General features: G+C 68.2%; 19 protein-coding genes and 1 pseudogene. 12 read left to right on the top strand and 8 right to left on the bottom strand.

Annotated features, from left to right (window positions below; genetic code table 11):
• Window positions 1-71: 71 nt before the first annotated feature.
• Complete coding sequence (locus tag ACFY1L_RS48745) at window positions 72-404, bottom strand: hypothetical protein (RefSeq protein ID WP_388840945.1); 333 nt, start codon at window positions 402-404, stop codon at window positions 72-74.
• 374 nt (window positions 405-778) lie between these two features.
• On the opposite strand from ACFY1L_RS48745, the gene ACFY1L_RS48750 reads away from it, so the two are divergent.
• The 6 genes from ACFY1L_RS48750 to ACFY1L_RS48775 all read left to right on the top strand — a co-directional run bounded on the left by ACFY1L_RS48750 (window position 779) and on the right by ACFY1L_RS48775 (window position 4,688).
• Window positions 779-1,081 (top strand): hypothetical protein, encoded by a 303-nt coding sequence (locus tag ACFY1L_RS48750; protein WP_388840948.1) that lies wholly within the window; start codon window positions 779-781, stop codon window positions 1,079-1,081.
• Between the two features lies 1 nt (window position 1,082).
• Window positions 1,083-1,844, top strand: coding sequence for an SDR family NAD(P)-dependent oxidoreductase (locus tag ACFY1L_RS48755; RefSeq protein ID WP_388840951.1), 762 nt, complete (start codon window positions 1,083-1,085; stop codon window positions 1,842-1,844).
• Window positions 1,845-1,899: 55 nt separating this feature from the next.
• A complete protein-coding gene (locus tag ACFY1L_RS48760; RefSeq protein ID WP_388840954.1) occupies window positions 1,900-2,427 on the top strand; it encodes a YceI family protein in 528 nt (175 codons plus the stop codon).
• Between the two features lie 28 nt (window positions 2,428-2,455).
• On the top strand, window positions 2,456-3,037 hold the full coding sequence (locus ACFY1L_RS48765) for an NADPH-dependent FMN reductase (RefSeq protein ID WP_388840958.1): 582 nt from the start codon (window positions 2,456-2,458) through the stop codon (window positions 3,035-3,037).
• Between the two features lie 256 nt (window positions 3,038-3,293).
• Window positions 3,294-3,722 carry a nitroreductase family deazaflavin-dependent oxidoreductase gene (locus tag ACFY1L_RS48770; protein ID WP_388840961.1) on the top strand — a complete coding sequence of 143 codons (429 nt, stop codon included), beginning with the start codon at window positions 3,294-3,296 and terminating at the stop codon, window positions 3,720-3,722.
• Window positions 3,723-3,764: 42 nt separating this feature from the next.
• Window positions 3,765-4,688 (top strand): NADP-dependent oxidoreductase, encoded by a 924-nt coding sequence (locus ACFY1L_RS48775; protein ID WP_388840964.1) that lies wholly within the window; start codon window positions 3,765-3,767, stop codon window positions 4,686-4,688.
• A gap of 80 nt (window positions 4,689-4,768) precedes the next feature.
• On the opposite strand, the gene ACFY1L_RS48780 is transcribed toward ACFY1L_RS48775, so the two are convergent.
• A complete protein-coding gene (locus ACFY1L_RS48780) occupies window positions 4,769-5,365 on the bottom strand; it encodes a cellulose binding domain-containing protein (RefSeq protein ID WP_388840967.1) in 597 nt (198 codons plus the stop codon).
• Between the two features lie 192 nt (window positions 5,366-5,557).
• Between ACFY1L_RS48780 and ACFY1L_RS48785 the strand changes: the two genes are divergently transcribed.
• Together ACFY1L_RS48785 and ACFY1L_RS48790 are read left to right on the top strand one after the other, a co-directional pair.
• The gene (locus tag ACFY1L_RS48785; protein WP_388840970.1) at window positions 5,558-5,767 is read left to right on the top strand and encodes a hypothetical protein; all 210 of its coding nucleotides are present in this window, start codon (window positions 5,558-5,560) and stop codon (window positions 5,765-5,767) included.
• 128 nt (window positions 5,768-5,895) lie between these two features.
• Window positions 5,896-6,753, top strand: a complete 858-nt coding sequence (locus tag ACFY1L_RS48790; protein WP_388840973.1) for a hypothetical protein — start codon at window positions 5,896-5,898, stop codon at window positions 6,751-6,753.
• A gap of 503 nt (window positions 6,754-7,256) precedes the next feature.
• Here ACFY1L_RS48790 and ACFY1L_RS48795 read toward each other — a convergent pair.
• A complete protein-coding gene (locus ACFY1L_RS48795; RefSeq protein WP_388840975.1) occupies window positions 7,257-7,835 on the bottom strand; it encodes a GNAT family N-acetyltransferase in 579 nt (192 codons plus the stop codon).
• Window positions 7,836-8,293: 458 nt separating this feature from the next.
• Window positions 8,294-8,409: pseudogene (locus ACFY1L_RS48800) on the bottom strand (IS5/IS1182 family transposase); the annotation flags it as partial.
• 766 nt (window positions 8,410-9,175) lie between these two features.
• Here ACFY1L_RS48800 and ACFY1L_RS48805 point away from each other — a divergent pair.
• The 3 genes from ACFY1L_RS48805 to ACFY1L_RS48815 are packed head-to-tail and all read left to right on the top strand — an operon-like array spanning window position 9,176 to window position 10,942.
• The gene (locus tag ACFY1L_RS48805; RefSeq protein WP_388840978.1) at window positions 9,176-9,919 is read left to right on the top strand and encodes a hypothetical protein; all 744 of its coding nucleotides are present in this window, start codon (window positions 9,176-9,178) and stop codon (window positions 9,917-9,919) included.
• Window positions 9,852-10,652, top strand: a complete 801-nt coding sequence (locus ACFY1L_RS48810; RefSeq protein ID WP_388840981.1) for a hypothetical protein — start codon at window positions 9,852-9,854, stop codon at window positions 10,650-10,652. Before ACFY1L_RS48805 ends, ACFY1L_RS48810 begins: the two co-directional genes overlap by 68 nt.
• Window positions 10,610-10,942 carry a hypothetical protein gene (locus ACFY1L_RS48815; protein WP_388840984.1) on the top strand — a complete coding sequence of 111 codons (333 nt, stop codon included), beginning with the start codon at window positions 10,610-10,612 and terminating at the stop codon, window positions 10,940-10,942. The genes ACFY1L_RS48810 and ACFY1L_RS48815 overlap by 43 nt, the downstream gene beginning before the upstream one ends.
• A 73-nt stretch (window positions 10,943-11,015) precedes the next feature.
• On the opposite strand, the gene ACFY1L_RS48820 is transcribed toward ACFY1L_RS48815, so the two are convergent.
• From ACFY1L_RS48820 to ACFY1L_RS48835, 4 genes are all read right to left on the bottom strand, one after another.
• The gene (locus ACFY1L_RS48820) at window positions 11,016-11,972 is read right to left on the bottom strand and encodes a hypothetical protein (protein WP_388840987.1); all 957 of its coding nucleotides are present in this window, start codon (window positions 11,970-11,972) and stop codon (window positions 11,016-11,018) included.
• A 446-nt stretch (window positions 11,973-12,418) separates the two neighbouring features.
• Window positions 12,419-12,814: a VOC family protein gene (locus tag ACFY1L_RS48825; RefSeq protein ID WP_388840990.1), complete on the bottom strand. Its 396-nt coding sequence runs from the start codon at window positions 12,812-12,814 to the stop codon at window positions 12,419-12,421.
• A 149-nt stretch (window positions 12,815-12,963) separates the two neighbouring features.
• Entirely contained in the window at window positions 12,964-14,187 is a 1,224-nt protein-coding gene (locus tag ACFY1L_RS48830; RefSeq protein WP_388840993.1) for a glycosyltransferase, read from the bottom strand.
• A gap of 610 nt (window positions 14,188-14,797) precedes the next feature.
• Window positions 14,798-15,262, bottom strand: a complete 465-nt coding sequence (locus ACFY1L_RS48835) for an NUDIX domain-containing protein (protein ID WP_388840996.1) — start codon at window positions 15,260-15,262, stop codon at window positions 14,798-14,800.
• A 358-nt stretch (window positions 15,263-15,620) separates the two neighbouring features.
• Between ACFY1L_RS48835 and ACFY1L_RS48840 the strand changes: the two genes are divergently transcribed.
• The gene (locus ACFY1L_RS48840; RefSeq protein ID WP_388840998.1) at window positions 15,621-16,811 is read left to right on the top strand and encodes an MFS transporter; all 1,191 of its coding nucleotides are present in this window, start codon (window positions 15,621-15,623) and stop codon (window positions 16,809-16,811) included.
• The last annotated feature ends 319 nt before the right edge of the window (window positions 16,812-17,130 follow it).

A 17,130-nucleotide genomic window follows, 5' to 3' on the forward strand; every position in this document is an offset into this window, starting at 1 on the left:
CACGATCCAAGGCCGTGACTGTCGCTTTCCCACGACCAGACCAACGAGCGGGCAAACCAACAGTCACATGATCAACAACTTCTGTTAGGACCTCTTAATGCTAGGTCGCTACTCGAGGCGGGGGCCTGGCGGAGCCGTGCGGACAGGATGCCTGCCGCCTCGTCCCAGGCAGCCTGCCAGCCCTTCTGGGTGTGGCGCGCCGACAGGGTCGATCCGCGGAGGAGGTCGAGGATGTCGGTGAGCAGCGCGGGATGCGCCGAACAGCGCCGGGGCATCGCCTCCAGCAGGTCCCCGGCACCGGCGATCATGAACGGCATGACCAGCCTCTGCGGCTCGGCGAGTGCGAAGGGAGTCCTCGACAGCCCGCTCGGCTTCCCGCTCCTCCCCGAGTGCGTGGTGCGCATGCGCGGCCAGGAACTGGGCTTCGACCACCGTGGCGCTGTGGACGGCGGGCGCGGTTCCGTCGAGACCGGCGTTACCGCAGTCAGGTCCGCTGTCGGGCCGCCCTCTGCCAGACGGATGACAGCTTGGGCGTTGCGGATCTCGCCGGTGTCGGTCCGCGGGGCGCCGAGCGTCTCCAGGATCGCGCGGGCCTCGCGCTGGACCCGGACGATCGCTGGCTGGTGTCCCTCGTCGCGACGGTCGGCCTCAGGCGTGTACGTGGCATGCCAACGACGCCGAATCACCAGGTTCCGGTGATGAGCACTCACCTGCCTCGGCGCGAGTCTGACCCCGTGGCCCCTCCAACCTGAACCGCCAGAGACGAACGGAGCAGACGATGAGTGATCGAGTGGCGTTCGTGGCCGGGGCCGGCGGTGTCCTCGGCCGGGCGGTCGCGGTGAGGCTGGCCGACGCCGGGCTCACCGTGGTGGGGGTCGACCGTCTCGGGCACGCCGATGCGGTGCCTACCACGGCGCTGGCGGTGACCACCGAACTCTTCTGTGACTGGGCCTCGCCGCCGGCGGGCCCGGCGCGCGAGGTCATCTACTGGTACTTCGACGAGGTGCCGAAGCTGACGGACCAGGTGGGTGTCGCGGAGGCGGACAAGCTCGCCGCGGCGGCTGCCAAGGAAGGGCAGTGAGATGACGGGCCGTCTGGCAGGAAAGGTCTGCGTCGTCACAGGCACGGGCGGCAGCATGGGACGCGCCACCGCGCTGGCCTTCGCCCGGGAGGGCGCGCTCGTCGTCGGTTGCGATGTGACGGTCGAGCCGGCGGAGGAGACGGTCGGGCTGGTCCGGGCGGCGGGCGGCTCGATGATGTCCCTGCAACCGTGCCGTCTGTCCGATCCTGCCGAGTGCGCACGGCTCGTCGATGTCGCGGTGGGCGAGTTCGGCCGGATCGACGTGCTGTTCAACCTCGCCGCCCGCAACCGCTTCGCCTGGATCGAGGAGGTCACCGACGAGGACTGGGACGGCGCCCGCCGGGACGAGGTCGACCTGGTCTTCTACCTCACCCGTGCGGCCTGGCCGCACCTGAGGGCCAGTCGCGGCGTGGTGGTGAACATGGCCTCCCTGAACGGCTCCCTCAGCTTCAAGCTGCTGCCGTCGCTGTCCCACACGACGAACAAAGCCGCGGTCATCGGGATGACCCGTCAACTGGCCCTGGAGGGAAGCGAGCACGGAATCCGCGTCAACTCCATCTCGCCAGGCCTCATCGAGAGCAACGCCACCCGAGGAGACCTGGCCGACGGCGAGTGGGCCCGCCAGATGACCAGCCGCACACTCCTCGGTCGGTTCGGCCGCCCCGAGGAGGTGGCCAACGTCGCGCTGTTCCTCGCGTCCGACGAGAGCTCTTACGTCACCGGCATCGACCTGGTTGTCGACGGCGGCATGAAGGTCTGGTGACCGGCGCCGACCAGAGTCCTCGCAGCGATGAAGGATCAATCGAGAGGAGGCCATGATGACCACCACAGCCCCGAAGCCGGGCCGGTATGACATCGATGCCTTGCGCTCCCAGGTCAGCGTCGCCACCAAGCACATGTTCGGACTCGGCACCGTCCGCGGCAGCTTCCGACTGCGCGGCGGCACCGTCTCCCTCGCCGAGCCGTTGACTGCGACCCGTGTGGACGCCGTCGCGGACGCGGCCAGTTTCGACACCGGCAACAAGAACCGGGACCGCCAAGTCCTGTCCAAGACGCTGCTGGACACGGCCACCTACCCGGACATCGTCTTCACCTGCATCGGGGCCGAACAGGACGAGGCCGGCGCGTGGACGCTCCAGGGGCTGCTCACCGCGCACGGTGTCCGAGCACCCGTCACCTTCACCGTGGCGAGGGCCGAAGTCGACGGGGAGGAGATCGCGGTGGAGGCCACCGCGACCGTCGACCGCTACGCCCACAGCATCACCAAACTCAAGGGCATTGCCGCGCGGCGCCTGCAGCTGACTGCGACCGTCCGCGCCCGACGCACCGACAGCAGCCCCGCCTAGCGCCCCCGCTGCAGAAGGAGTCAACGTCATGAGCACCCTCAAGATCGGCATCATCCTCGGCAGCACCCGCCCCAACCGCAACGGCGAACAGGTCGCGAAGTGGGTTCTCGATATCGCCTCGCGCCGCAACGACGCCATGTTCGAGCTCATCGACCTCCGCGACCACCCCCTGCCGCACCTCGATGAGCCGCTCCCGCCAATGCTCGGCCAGTACCAGCACGAGCACACCAAGCAATGGGCCGCCAAGGTCGCCTCGTTCGACGGGTTCGTCATCGTGACACCCGAGTACAACCACGGCATCCCCGGCTCACTGAAGAACGCCATCGACTACCTCTACGCCGAGTGGAACAACAAGGCAGTCGGCTTCGTGTCCTACGGCGGGGTCGGCGGCGTCCGGGCCGTCGAACAGCTGCGGCTCGTCGTCGCCGAGCTCCAGATGACCGATGTACGCCAGCAGGTCACGCTGTCGATGATCACCGAATTCGAGAACTTCAGCGTCTTCAAGCCCGGCGACCACAACCTGCCCGCCCTGAACACGATGCTCGACCAGGTCATCGCCTGGAGCACCGCGCTCGCACCGCTGCGCATGGCCTCGGCCGCCACAGCCTGAGCCACCCGCCGGGCTCCGTTCACCCATTTGCGGCCTACAAGAAGTCCCGCCATGTCCTACGAGCCGAGACGTCCCATTGCACCGAGGAGTCACGCCTCCGGTGATGCCTCCTCACCTGCCTGGTGGATGGGATCGCAGTGGCCCGCCTCCCGGCAGGAGGTCGCCGACCGAAGGGAGATCCTCCGCAGAACCCGCTCTGTCCCTACAGCTCATTCTCCCAGCGCATAACCCGGATCGTTAACGGCAGGAGTTCGACATGAGCGAAGCACTCGACCGGAATGCGAAGACCATCGCAGAGTTCCGAGCGAACGAGGGCAGGGTCGGCGGGGTCTTCGAGGGCGCTCCGCTGGTCCTCGTCCATCACCGCGGCCGCAAGAGCGGGCAGGAGCACGTCAGCCCGACGATGTACCTCCCGGACGACACCGCGCCGGACATCGTCTACGTCTTCGCAACCAAGGGCGGAGCACCCACCAACCCGGATTGGTACCGCAACCTGACCGCCGCCGGTGAGGGCACCATCGAACGCGGCACTGCCACCTACCGGGTGACCGTTCGCGAACTGATCGGCGCCGAACGCGACCGCATCTACGCCGAGCAAGCACGGCGTTACCCCGGCTTTGCCGAGTACGCACGCCACACTGCCGGAATCCGCATCATTCCCGTGCTCGAACTCCGGCGGGCGTAGCCCACACCCAAGTCAGCTTCAGCGAGTCGAAGGAGAGAGATCATGCCCAAGGCGGTCAGGTACGACGAGTTCGGCGGGATCGACGTGTTGCGGGTCAACGAGGTGGAACGCCCGGTGCCCAGGGACGGGCAGGTCCTCGTACGGGTGAAAGCGGCCGGCATCAACCCCAGTGAGGCGGCCATCCGCACGGGGGCGGTGGCGGACCTGTTCCCGTCGACGTTCCCCTCCGGGCAGGGCAGCGACCTCGCCGGGATCATCGAGGAGGTCGGCGCCGGGGTCGCCGGATTCTCGCCCGGTGACGAGGTGATCGGATTCACCCAGAAGCGCGCCTCCCAGGCCGAGCTGGTCCTGGTCGAGGCCGGTGACCTCACGCGCAAGCCGGAGAAGGTCTCCTGGGAGGTGGCCGGCAGCCTGTACGTCGTCGGCGTAACCGCATGGGGGGCGGTACACGCCGTCCAGCCCAAGGAAGGCGAGACCGTCGTCATCTCCGGAGCTGCCGGGGGAGTCGGCTCGCTCGCCGTCCAGCTCGCGCGCCGTACCGGGGCCACGGTCATCGGCCTGGCGAGCGGGAGCAACAACGAGTGGCTGCAGAGCCACGGCGTGATCCCGGTCGCGTACGGCGAGGGCGTCGCGGACCGCATCAGGGCCGCCGCGCCCAGCGGCGTGGACGCCTTCATCGACACCTTCGGCGACGGGTACGTCGAGCTGGCACTCGCCCTCGGCGTCCCGACCGATCGGATCGACACCATCGCCGATTTCGCGGCCGCCGAGAAGCACGGGGTGAAGACCGACGGAGGGGTCGCGGCCGGGCCGGGCGCCAAGGTGCTCGCCGAGCTTGCCGGCCTGATCGCTGACGGACGCCTCGAGGTGCCGATCGCGAACGTCTACCCGATGGCGCAAGTCCGCGAGGCCTACACCGAGCTCGAACGCCGCCACACCCACGGCAAGATCGTCCTCGTGCCCTAGCGCGGAGGTTGCTGACGGCGAGTTTGGGCGAGAGCAGGCCGCGAGGTGTGCATCAACACCGGGCTGCGGGCCGGCACGAGTTACTCGTTCCGCGTGCGGGCCCGCGACGCCGCGGCCGTGTACGAGGTGCCGGTGACGCTGACGGGCGTGCCGCCGTCACGCGAGATCTCGTAACCGGCGACGGAGCCCGAATCGTCGGTCGAGGCGCCCCAGCGCACGGTCAGGGCCGAGCTGGTCGCGGAGCCGACAGTCACTCCGGTCGGGGTGCTGGGAGGCGCGGTGTCGGTGCTCGAACCACCCGTGCAGGACGTGCCGTTGAGCTTGCAGCCGGTGGGCGTGCCGGTGCCGTTGGACACCCACCCGAAGGAGGCGGACGCACCCGGCGCCAGTGTGCCGTTGTATTCACGGTTCTTGAAGGTGCAGTGGTTGCCGCTTTGGGTGAGCAGTGCGTCCCAGTACGAGCCGTCAGTGGTGCCGGAGGGAAGGTCGAACTCGACGCTCCAGCCCGACAGGGCGGTACTGCCGGCGTTCGTGATGGTGTACGCGCCCTGGTAACCCCCCTCCCACATCAACGTTTTGGAGAACGCGGCGGTTGGTGTGGCCGCGGCGGCGGGTGGAGCCAGGACCAGCAGAAGCAGCCCGGCGAGCAGGGTGAGAAGTACCGACGGTCTTCGCATGTGCTGCCTCCACTGGGATCCGGTCGGCGCATTGAAGAGAGTTGGTCCATACCAATCTTCTGGCATGTGCATACCGATCGACGGGTCGACCGTCAGACATGCGCCAGGAGCGGCACGGGCCACGCCGAGCCGATGACCCCGCTGTCCGAGGTCTAGGTCGGCGGCTGCGAGGACATCTCGGGGCGGGCCACGGTGGACTTCCGGTCGAAGCGGGTCGCCGACTACGAGCTGTCCGAGCCCTCAGCACCGCAGGTGTGCAGCCCGGACGGCAAGCCGACCGCCGACCCTGCCGACGTGCCCACGCCGGGCTCCCAGCCGACGGACCTCTTCCCGACGGACCTCTACCCGTCACCCGACTACAGCTATGACCTCGGCGGCATCCTCCGCTCTCCCACGCCATGAGCTTCTGCAGGGGTCGGGCGTGTTCCGAGCCGATTCAGATTCGTACACATATACGATGCATGCCATCAACAGGCCCTGCCGTGGGGACAGTTCGGCAGGGCCTCTCGACCTCACTATGGGGGGATCACATGCGCATGCGCGCTGCGGCCACCGTCTTTTCCAGCGCCGTCGTACTCTCGGCGCTCGCTCTTCCGGGCGCCGCCCAGGCATCGGAGCACCCGGGGGCGTCGACGGATCTCAGAGCCTTCGCCTCGAGGAGCGTCCAGCCGAAGGACTCTCTGGGCGGCACCACCTTCACGGACGGGGTCGTCAACGGCGGCAAGGACATCGTCCTCGGTGTGACGGGCAAGAAGGCCGTCACAGTCACGTTCACCGCCTTCGACGAGGAAGGCGTCGCCGTCACCCAGGCCTTCCTGTGGCAGGGCACCGACAGTTCGAGCACTGACACCATCACCGGCGGCCTGGAGTCGGACGACACCCCCACCTGCACGGAAACGGCGGTCCAGGGAGGCTACAGCTACAGCTGCAAGACGGTCTTCACCATCGACCCCGCGGTCGCCTTCAAGGACGGCAACGGCACCGCGGGGACCTGGAAACTCTTCCTCGGCGCCTACGATTTGTACGCGAATGCCAGCTACAACGACGACGTGACCAGGACCAAGATCAAGCGCGCCGCCAAGCTGACCGCCGACGCCTCCCCGGAGCCGGTGAAGAAGGGCAAGACCATCACGGTCACCGGCAAGCTGAGCCGCGCCAACTGGACCACGGGCAAGTACGCGGGCTACGCGACCCAGCCGGTGCAGTTGCAGTTCCGCAAGAAGGGCAGCAACACCTACACCACCCTCAAGACGGTAAAGACCAGCAGCACCGGCACCCTGAGCACCACCACCAAGGCCGTCTCCGACGGCTATTACCGCTTCGTCTTCGCCGGCACCACCACCACCGGCTCGGCGAAGGCGACCGGCGACTTCGTCGACGTCCAGTAGGCAGGCGCCTGACCCAGACCGACTGGTTCCGGGCATCCCTGGCGCGGATGCCCGGACTGACCGAATGTCTCTCACGGGGCGTGGGTCGCTGCTGCTCCGAGGCCTGCGTCTGCTGCCGGTACTCACGAAGGGGCCGCCGCCCGGATCGGTGGCCACCTGCAAGTTCACTGCGTGCCGGCGGTGTTCGCGGTGAGCCAATGTCACGGTGATCGGCACGTCCGGGCAGCCGTTCAACACGTCGGTACGAGCGGCCTGTTCGGTGGCATCGACGCAGAGGTTCCAACGGGTCTTGTCGGCGATCCAGTCAGTGACGTACTGGCATCGGTAGCCCTCGGCTGGTGGGAGCCATGTACTCCGCTCTTGGTCGGCTTTGCTGCGGTTGGACGCGCGCGAGTTCTGAGAGGACGGTACGTAAGCCCTTATCCGGTTCGCCGTTGTGTGTGGATGAGGCGCAGTGATCAGTTGCTTGGGGTTAGCCGATACCGGGTGCCGAGCGACGGAATTCAGTGGGCGAGAACCGGCTCGGACGATGGCTGCCACTCTCGCCTGATCAGCCCGTAGACCCACGAGTCAGAGACCTCGCCGTTGACGACGCAGTCTTCCCGTAACGTCCCTTCACGCACGAAGCCGAGCTTCTCCAGCACGCGGGCAGAAGCCACGTTGCGCGTATCGGTCTCAGCTTGGACGCGATTTAGGTCCAGCGTGTCGAATGCCCACCACAGCAGAGCGTGCGCGGCCTCGGTCGCGTAGCCGTGGCCCCACGCTGCATCGTCGAAGCAGTAGCCAAGCGACGCGCTGCGGTAGTCCGGATTCCATCTGTTCAGGCTGCACCAGCCGATGAACGCCCCGTCGGAAACACGGTCCACGGCCAGCCGCGCCCCGGTGCCCTCCGCTGCCATCTGCCGGCAAGCCGTGATGAACTGCTCGGCGCGCGCGCGTTCGCTCCACGGTGGCGCGTCCCAGTAGCGCAGCACGTAGGCGCTGCTGTGCAGTGCGAAGAGGTCGTTCGCATCCGCGTCCTCGAAGGCACGCAGTCGAAGGCGGGCGGTGGACAACGAGGGGGTGGGCAGCGACGTCCTCACGTTCCCTCCCCTGATCGGTGGCGATCAATCAGACATCCGATGCGGGTCACTCGCAACGGGTTTTCTCGGCGGGCTGGCAGAACGACGTGTCCGCTCATCGGCGCGAGAGAGCGCCCCCAGAGGGCGGCACCTGAGGTGATGCCCGGTTGGGTCTTTCGGTTGGGCTGAGCAGGCTGGTTGCGGCCCGCCGGAGGGGCTACGGCCGTGGCAGGGTGAACAGCCCCTGCTCGGTCTCGGCCAGGATCCCCCGCTCGGCGAGCCGCTTGAGCTTCAGACGGACGTTGTTGATGCTGCTGGGAGCGATCTCCACGTCCATCGCCTCACAACCTCCCGCGCCCGCAGCGGGGCATCGGCCGCGGCGAACACCGCCATGATCTGCTGGTAGGCCGGATGGTCCGGCAGCTTCGCGGCCCGCGGCACGGGCAGTGGCGGATCGGGCAGCTCCAGCAGCGTCGTAGTTGCCCTGGTGGCCGCAGACGGAGGGATGCCGGGCCTTCCACGGGGTGATCACGGGCGGGATCAGGGCCCAGCGCTCGTCGGATAAGTCGCTCTTGTAGGACTGGCGGTCGCTCACAGGTGTCACGTCAGCACCCCATGCCTCCCGGGCAGCGGAGAGACAGCGATCCCACACGTTCCAGTGACGATAGATGTGACAGCACGTCACATACCGCCCTCTGAGACTCTCGAGCCGGCCTGTCGGCGAACCTGTGCGTCGCCGTGCTTAAAGTGCAGGACTGAGCCGCCTGTTCACGATGATCACGAGATCGATGTGTCAAGGGCGATGGAACTCATGTGGTCGGCTGCGTTGGCTGTTGCCTCGGTCGCTTGGCGAGCTGGATGTTCTGCGGTCGTGCTCGGCGAGCCATTCCAGGGCCCGTTCGGCAAGGCTGGCGGTTCCTGCCGAGCAGCCGTCCTCCTCGTCTCCGTGCTGCCGTGGGTGCGCCACGCAACGCCAACTCCCCTATGCAGGAGGTGGGTTGTTGCCTTGACCGACGCTGCGTCTTCAGCCCTGGCGCACCCCTGGCCTGCATGGCCTGAATGAGTCCCCGGACTGCAAACCATGATTTTGATCATATTGATTCGGGTGTGGGCGTGATGGGGTCCCGGGTTGTCGTGCACAAGTCATGAATCTGCAAAGGGGGATTGAGGAATTGAGACTCTTACGCGCGTCGACATGGCGGCATGTTGCTGCTGGTGTCGTGTTGGCGTTACTGATCGGGGTGGGCACCGCAGCGGCGGCGCCCACCCCGTCTGCGTCCGGCCTAGGGGCTTCGCCCGCGGCGGTGGCCGCCGCCGGGCCGCAGGATCTGGCGGCCATCGCTGCTGGGGGTGAGCGGCCGGTGTCCGGCAAGACGCCGTCGGCCGGGCCCAAGTTCTCCAAGTCGGGCACCGTCTGGCGGGTCATCACTCCGGAGGTGGTGCTGCGCAACACGGTGACCGACGCGGACGGCGATACCGCGAACCTGACATTCCAGGTGTACACCACGAACGCGGACGGTACCCCGAAGGCGCAGGTCGACCTCGACGGGTCGGGTCAGTACGGGGTGCTGGTGTCGCCGTACGTGGCCTCGGGCGGCACGGCGAAGGTGCCGGTGCCCTACGGCATCCTGAAGCCCGGCGTGCTGTACAAGTTCCGCACCTCCGCCTACGACGGCAGCCTGTACGAGACGAGCTGGTCGCCGTGGGCGGACTTCCGTATCGAGCCGTATGTGAAGTTCCCGGCGGCGCAGGCGTCGTCGACGATCGATCCGACCGTGCAGGAGATAGACGAGTTCACCCGGTCCAATCCGGGGCCGGCCTTGCCGACGTTCGACGCGAACGGTGCGGTGAAGCGGGAGGCGACGCAGAAGCGTACCTGCGGCAAGCAGGACGCCCAGGGACGCAAGCTCTGCATCGAGCTGTCCCCACCCACCGCGCAGTCCGAGGCGCGGGCGAAAAATCGCGCCGAGGCGCTGCGCAAGGCGGCGGAGGCCAAGGCCCGCAAGGCCGGTAAGTCAGCCCGCGGGCAAGGACTACATGACCCGCACCGAGGCGTGCCTCAAGAGCATCGGGTCGGGGAAGCTGATCTTCTTCGACGCGGATGATGCGCAGATCGGCTTCGCCACGTTCGACTTCGAGCAGCGGATCAAGGCGTACCCGAACAAGGGTGCGTCCGGGTCGGACTTCGGGGAGTTCGACCAGCAGATCGTCATCGTGCCGGTCTCGATCGGCGAGGCGCTGAAAGGCGTCACGATGAAGTGGAACGTCCAGTCGACGTGCTCGTCGTGTGTGACGTCGCGGATCCGGTGGGCCGACAACCAGAACAATCCCGCGGGCGACACCGCCTACTGGGCCGCAGCCGACGCGAGTCCCTACAGCGGCCGGTGGGGCACCATCCAGACGACCTGGTCCGGCACGGGCAAGGAGACCATCGACCTGGGCTGGTCGGTGACCGCGACCGTGGACGCCAGCAACACCGCGATCGCCACGGCAAACTTCGGATCCTCCGGGACGGATGCGATGCGTGAGCTGGCGCCGCGCTGCGACGACATCCTCAAGCCGTCGGCGCCGGGCTGCGTGTTGCCGTTCTTCAAGCTGAACTGGACGGTGGACACCAACCTGTACCCGGCCGCCGGGGCGTACTACTGGTACATGCAGCAGGTGATGCCCGATCACGCCGGCTCCAAGCGGTGGGACTCGCGTCCGACAACAGCCGAACGCGCGTGTGCGACAACACCTGGAGCGTGCACCCGTCGGATACGTCGGTGGGGTCGGTCGACTGTGACGAGTTCGCGATGGCCTCGACGCACGAGTCCGGCGGCTTCCCCAAGAGCGTGAACCTGGTGACGTCGGGCAGCAAGTGCGCCCAGTTGTTCACCGACAAGATGGGTGACGGTTCGGCGAACTTCGGCATCCTGGCGGACACCCGCACGGCGACGAACGGGCCGAGCGGTACGGAGCGGTGCGGGCGTGCCGCGATCCCGAGCGTACAGAATCAGCGGGCGTTCAGCGGGTTCCCGGCTCCGTCGTGGCGGATGCTGGACGGTGACGGATTCTTCGTGACCCTTCCCGGATTCGAGCACTGCACGTCGACCGCGACCACGTGCACGTGGAGCAAGATCAGCTGACGCAAGCCTCAGCGGCAGCAGGTGCAGCAGGAAGGGGACCGGCCCGCAGGGTTGGCCCCCTTCCTCGGGTGGGTCAGCCGGTCAGGGGCTGCCACTGGTCTTCCTGCGCGGAGTCGAGCCTGCTGCCCCACACCAGTGCCCCATCGACCAGGCCGGGCTTGTCCCGCGTGGCCAGGCCGGGGGCTTCGAGCATGTCCGCGACGTCTTCCAGGTACGTGGCCAGAGTGTCGAGTTCGTCGCCGGGTCCTTCGTTATAGCGGGACCAGCGGCCCAGATAGCCGGTCACAGCGTCCAGATACAGGCCCGAGGTGCGGTCAGCGACGCCGTAGGAGACGACAGGGATCCAGGCAGCCTTCCACACGGTGATCCGGTCGTGCTCGGGGCGGCGGTCGTTGAGGGTGTCCTGGTGGGTTTGCGCGTCCATCTGCTGCCGGTGGAAGGCGGCTACCGCGTCCAGGGTCATCAGGGCCTGGTTGCCGGGCAGACATCCCGCGCCGTTGACCCCGTCGTCGCCTGCCGTGAGAGACCACAAGGTGCGCAGGTCGGCGGGTATCGAGATGCCGAGATCCTGCTCCAGCCCGGTGAGGGTGGCGGGGCTCGCGCCGGAGCGGAGCGCCCCGTGGGAGTCGGAGGCGTTGTGCTGGAGCCAGCAGGTGATGCGTCGCCAGGCGTCGGCGATCTGCCGCCCGGTGACCGCATCGGCACCAGGACCGGCAGGCTCACCCTCCCTCTCGCCCTGGCCGTGGTTCTGGCCCGGGGCGTTCGCGGCAGGCGGCTCGGTGGAGGGGGCTCGGCTCACGTACCGAATCTCAATCCGGTCGGGCTCGCGGATATAGCCGACGGCCAGGGCGGGACAGTCCTCGAACAGATCGCCGTCGACCATCACGGTGAGGATGCCGGGCAGAGTCGAGGGCCGGCCCATGTCCGGATCGTCGGCCAATTGGCCGGCCAGGACCTTCAGGGCGTAGGGCACGCCGGCCCCGAACTGTAAGGCGGTGTCGCGCACGTGCGGGGGGATCTCGACGTTCACGGCCTGGTGCTCCTTGTGGGTCGGATGGAGGGCAGTGCCTTGCACACAGTAGGACGCGGAATTTGACGGTAGCCCAGCCCGTGTGGCCATTGCGTCGAGCGGAGATGCCGGTGGCGCGCACTAGACTTGATCTTGAGCTGGCTGCTGCAACTCCAGTCGGCTGGTTGCGTGTTGGCGGTCCAAGGCAGCTGGCCCACTTCCTGCGGGGACATACAGGTGCACGGCCTGTCCGGCGCTCGATTACGGGGCCCGTCCACACACTGTTGGGACAGGCCCCGCGCGTTACCCGTCACGAAGCAGCTCCGTAAGGCGGCCGCTTGACCAGCCTGATCTGCACACCAAACGCGGTCGCGGCGCCGGGCGGCCCGGAGGGCAGTGATCATCGAGCTTTCCTCGGCAACGTGATAGTTGCCGTGTGTGACGGGGCGCGGGTGCCCGCTCGCAGCCTATTTCTGCGGTGCCAGGGTGCGCAGGACGTCGAACTCGTTGCCCTCGGGGTCTGCCATGACCACCCAGTTCCGGTTTGATCCCTGGCCCACATCCGTCGTGGTGGCGCCGAGGCCGAGCAATCTGGTCACCTCCTCCTCGGTACTGCCGTCGATCGGGCTGACGTCGAGGTGAAGCCGGTTCTTGACGGTCTTGCCCTCGGGCACCCGGATGAACACCAGGGTGGGCGGCATCTGGCGGGCCCGAACATCCTCGACGGTCGGCACCCAGGAGCCGATCTCGACTTTGCTCTCGCTCCGGTCGATCACCTTGAAGTCCAGGACCTCGCACCAGAAGGCCGCGAGCCTCTCCGGATCGTGGCAGTCAACGATCAACTCGGTGAACCTACTTGTCATGACTCTCCCAGATGGTACGGACAGGGCTCAGAGGACCTTCCCGCGGACTTACGCAAGTGCAGGTCGGGCCTGGTGCGCACTCCCGCCCGCCGGCGGTGGGGCGGAATTTTCTGATTGCTCCCCGGGGGACTTGGGACCGGGTGGGTCTGTCAGGCCTGTTCGCCGAAGCCTTCGAGGAGGAGCTTGGCGGTCTTCTCCGCGCCGTCGGTGCGGATGGCGGTCGCCAACTCCCTTGCTGCGGCGGTGGTCTGGGAGGTCAGGGCCGTTGCCAGGGCGGCCGACAGGGACTCCACGGTCGGGACCGGGCCGTCGTGGGCCGCGCCGATGCCCAGGGTGGCCACCCGGCCTGCCCAGTACGGCTGGTCCACGAGCTGTGGAACCACCACCTGGGGCACACCCGCCCTCGCTGCCGTCGTGGTCGTGCCCGCCCCTCCGTGGTGGACGACGGCGGCCACGCGCGGGAACAGCACCTGATGGTTCGTCTCCCCCACGGCCAGGCAGTCGTCCTGGTCGTCGATCAGCGACAGGTCGGCCCAGCCCCTGGAGACGAGCACACGGCGGCCCTGGGCACGTACCGCCTCGATGGCCACCCCGGCGGCGTCGGACGAACCCTGCATGGCCATGCTGCCGAACCCCACGTACACCGGTGCTTCCCCGGCCTGGAGGAAAGCCTCGACGTCGGCGGGCAGGGGGCGTTCGTCCCCCTGGACCCAGACGCCGGTCTGTACGACGTCGAGATCCGCCGGCTCGCGCCACGGCCCGAGCACCGGGTCCGCGGCCAGCAAGGGCCGACCGGTGATCGCGTAATCGCGGACGCTGTCCAGGGGCGGCAGCCCCACCTCCTTCCTGAAGGATGTGAGTCCGGGGCCGTAGACCGCGTTCTGGCCCTCGACGTCCAGGTCCCACAACGTCCGGTTGTCGGTGACTCCCTCGGGGAGGGGCCGGCCGGGCAGCGGGTACGGCGGGTGGTGCGGCGACGGCATGCCGGGGAAGTAGGACACGTAAGCGAACCGCAGCCCCAGCTTCTCGGCCGCCGTCCTGGCCCCGGCCACGGCCGGGAACAGACCGGTCGCGACCACCGTGTCCGCTCCCTGGGCGGCCACGGTCACCGCCTCGTACTGCGCGGCGGCCAACATCGCCACCCGCTCGGTCATGGAGGGCGCGGCCGTGGACGTCGCCCCGGCCGCCAGCGCGCGGATCGAAAGACGGACCGGCACCATCTCCACCCCGACGCCGGCCAGCCGCTCGGCGAACTCCTCGTCCTCGGGCGCACACACCCGCACCTCGGCCCCGAGCCCCCCAAGCGCGATCGCCAGCGCCGCCATCGGCTCGACGTCCCCGCGCGATCCGTAAGACGACAACACCACTCGCATGTAACGGTTCCCCCTTCGTCCGATCAAGCAACGGTCGCCGATTCTGCGCCCTCGCCAGGGCCTTGCCGCAAGGCCCCCCACGCGCTGTATGTTGAGAGTGGCGAGGAGCGGATACGGCCCCTTGCCCTTCTTTGTGTGGGGCACGGTTCGCGTGCTACTCGCCGATGGCGGCGAGCTCACGCACGCCGCGAACAAGTAGCCCGCCGATCGCTTCGGCTCGCCGCGGGCACGCTCGTCACAGGCGATGTACCCCGCCAACTCTGCCCCGTACTCCGCGGCCCCCTCGTCCCCGGAGCAACCGCAGAACCGGCACCACCCCCGACGCCGTCGAGACGAAGGCCCTCCTCGCGGGGGCGGCATCTACACATCGATGACTTGCGCGGGTGTCCCGAACGTCTGGGGGGACGCCCTGCAGTGCGGACGGCTGGAACCTCGAGCGCGTCATCATCGGGGGCTACGAGCGCACATTGTGAACTGTCAAGTCCGTGAACGCGATCAGCAAGCACGCTTGCACCCTGCCGATACAGATCGACCACAGCGGTGACGAGCGGGAGTTCGAAGAGGCTGTCTCTGGTCGGTTCTTCGCGATCTCTGCCCCGGGCATCGTCGTCTACATCCGCTCGTACTCGTCCAGGGGCGCGTCGCACCGGTACCAGGCGGCGACGGCATGCTTGTACCCCTCGGGCATGTTCAGCCCCGCTACCTCGTCGACGGTGAACATGCCGAGCTGTTTGTGTTCATGGCTGACCACCGGTGTCTGGTCGGGGGTGAGCACGGAGCAGCCGTAGGTGACGATCAGGACCTTGCGGCCGGGGATGGGCTCGTAGATCCACACGCCGCCGTCGATCAGTGGGCCGGCCTTCACCGCCCAGCCGGTCTCCTCCTTGATCTCCCGCTCCAGCGCGGATTCCGGGCTGGCGTCGGTCGGCACGGTCCCGTCCGGGCTGCCGATTTCCATGCGGCCGCCGGGCAGCTCCCATTCGTCGCGCTCGTTCTTCAGCAGCAGCACGCGGTCCTGCGCGTCGAGGGCGACGCCCTTCACGGAGACGGGCCAAAGGGGCGGCGTGTACGTCATCACGGTCCTCGTCCTGCAGCGTCCGGCCAGGGCTTTCGGAACACGTAAGCGACAACGCACAGCTGAGCTTGACGGGCTGCCGTCCCGCCGCGAGCTCCTGCCCTTCGTCTCCCGGATCATGGCCATCGCGCCTCATCCCCATAGTGATCCCGACGGCCTGACCAGCATTCGCGAACGAGTATCCCCGCTGCGTCCCGGCTGACGCTCCCAATTCGGCTGATTGGGGATCCTCCGAAAGGAGCCGTCGATACCGCATTCAAGGAACCGTGTGCGCTGTTCAGTTGGTCTCTCTCCCCTCTCCGCTTCGGATGGCGCGCCGGGTCGGAGCGGGGCAGCGCAGGGAGTTACCGTCAGCGGCGTGGACGGTGATCACCGAGGGTGGCGCGAGTGTTTGCTCAGCGGGGCGGTGTTCGCCGTCTGCATGGCCGGCACCACACTGCCGACGCCCCTCTACCCCCTTTACCAGGAGATGTTCGGGTTCTCCGAGTTGACGGTGACCGTCGTGTACGCCGTGTACGCCTTCGGGGTCATCGGCGTGCTGGTGCTGATGGGCAACGCCTCGGACGCCGTGGGCAGGCGTGCGGTGCTGCTGTGGGGTCTGGGATTCGCTGCGGCGAGCGCTGTCTGCTTCCTGTGCGCCACCGGGCTTGGTTGGTTGTATGCGGGGCGGCTGTTGTCGGGGCTGTCCGCCGGTCTGTTCACCGGGGCCGCCACGGCGTATGTGATGGAGTTGGCGCCGTACGGCGGTGCCTCGCGGGCCACGCTCGTGGCGACGGCCGCCAACATGGGCGGACTGGGTTGCGGTCCGCTGCTCGCCGGGGTGCTCGCGCAGTACGCCGTCCGGCCGCTGTACCTGCCGTTCGCCGTGCACCTCGTGCTGCTGGCCGGCTCCGCTGCCGTGCTGTTGCGGCTTCCGGAGACGGTACGGGAGCGGCTGCCGCTGAGCACCGTACGGCCGCAGCGGCCCAGCCTGCCCATGCCCGTGCGGGCGGTGTTCGGGCCCGCGGCGATCGCCTCGTTCGTGGGATTCGCGCTGTTCGGGGTGTTCACGGCGGTCAGCCCGGCATTCCTCGCGAAGTCCCTGGACGTGGACAACCACGCGGTGAGCGGGCTGGTCGTCGCGCTGGCCTTCTTCTCCTCGACCGCCGGCCAACTGGCCGTCGGCCGGACCGGGGTGGGGCGATCGCTGCCGCTGGGCTGCGCCGGGCTCCTCGCCGGGCTTGCGCTGCTCGCGGGGGCGCTGCGGTGGGACCTGATGCTGCTCGTGGTGCTGAGCGCGCTCGTCGGTGGAGTCGGGCAGGGGCTGTCGTTTCGCGGAGCAGTGGCCGCGGTGGCCGAGGCGGCTCCGGCCAAGCAGCGAGCGGCGGTGATCTCGACGCTGTTCGTGGTGGCCTATGCGGGCATCTCGGTGCCGGTGATCGGTGTAGGGGTACTGACGGGCCCGATCGGCCTGGAGCGCGCCGGGTTGGTGTTCATCGCGTGCATGGCCGTCCTGGTCTCGATCGCAGCTGCCTACCTGCTCCGGCGGCCGGTACCGGCGAGAACGTGAGCGCGAACCCAGGCGGCGAACGCACAGGCTTGAGTCAGCACATCCGCGGACGTGGAGCCACGCCGAGAAGTGTCCGGCGACGCGCCGTACCGACCAGCGCACGAGTCGATGGCGCCGGACGGCGAGTTGTCCGATCAGGCCACAGCTGCGCAGCCCAGGCCGCAGTCCGTCACCCCGGTGCGCCATACGCAGCGAACCAGTGGTACAGCTGATATGGAGGGCCTGGGTGTCAACTGAGCATGCGGATGCCCACTCGATGCCCGGGCACCGGTCCTGGTCATGTCGGTGTGAGGCCGGTGGGAAACGGCGTGTGGGCAGG

This window comes from Streptomyces sp. NPDC001663, assembly GCF_042893105.1.
In the GTDB taxonomy this organism is placed as follows: domain Bacteria; phylum Actinomycetota; class Actinomycetes; order Streptomycetales; family Streptomycetaceae; genus Streptomyces.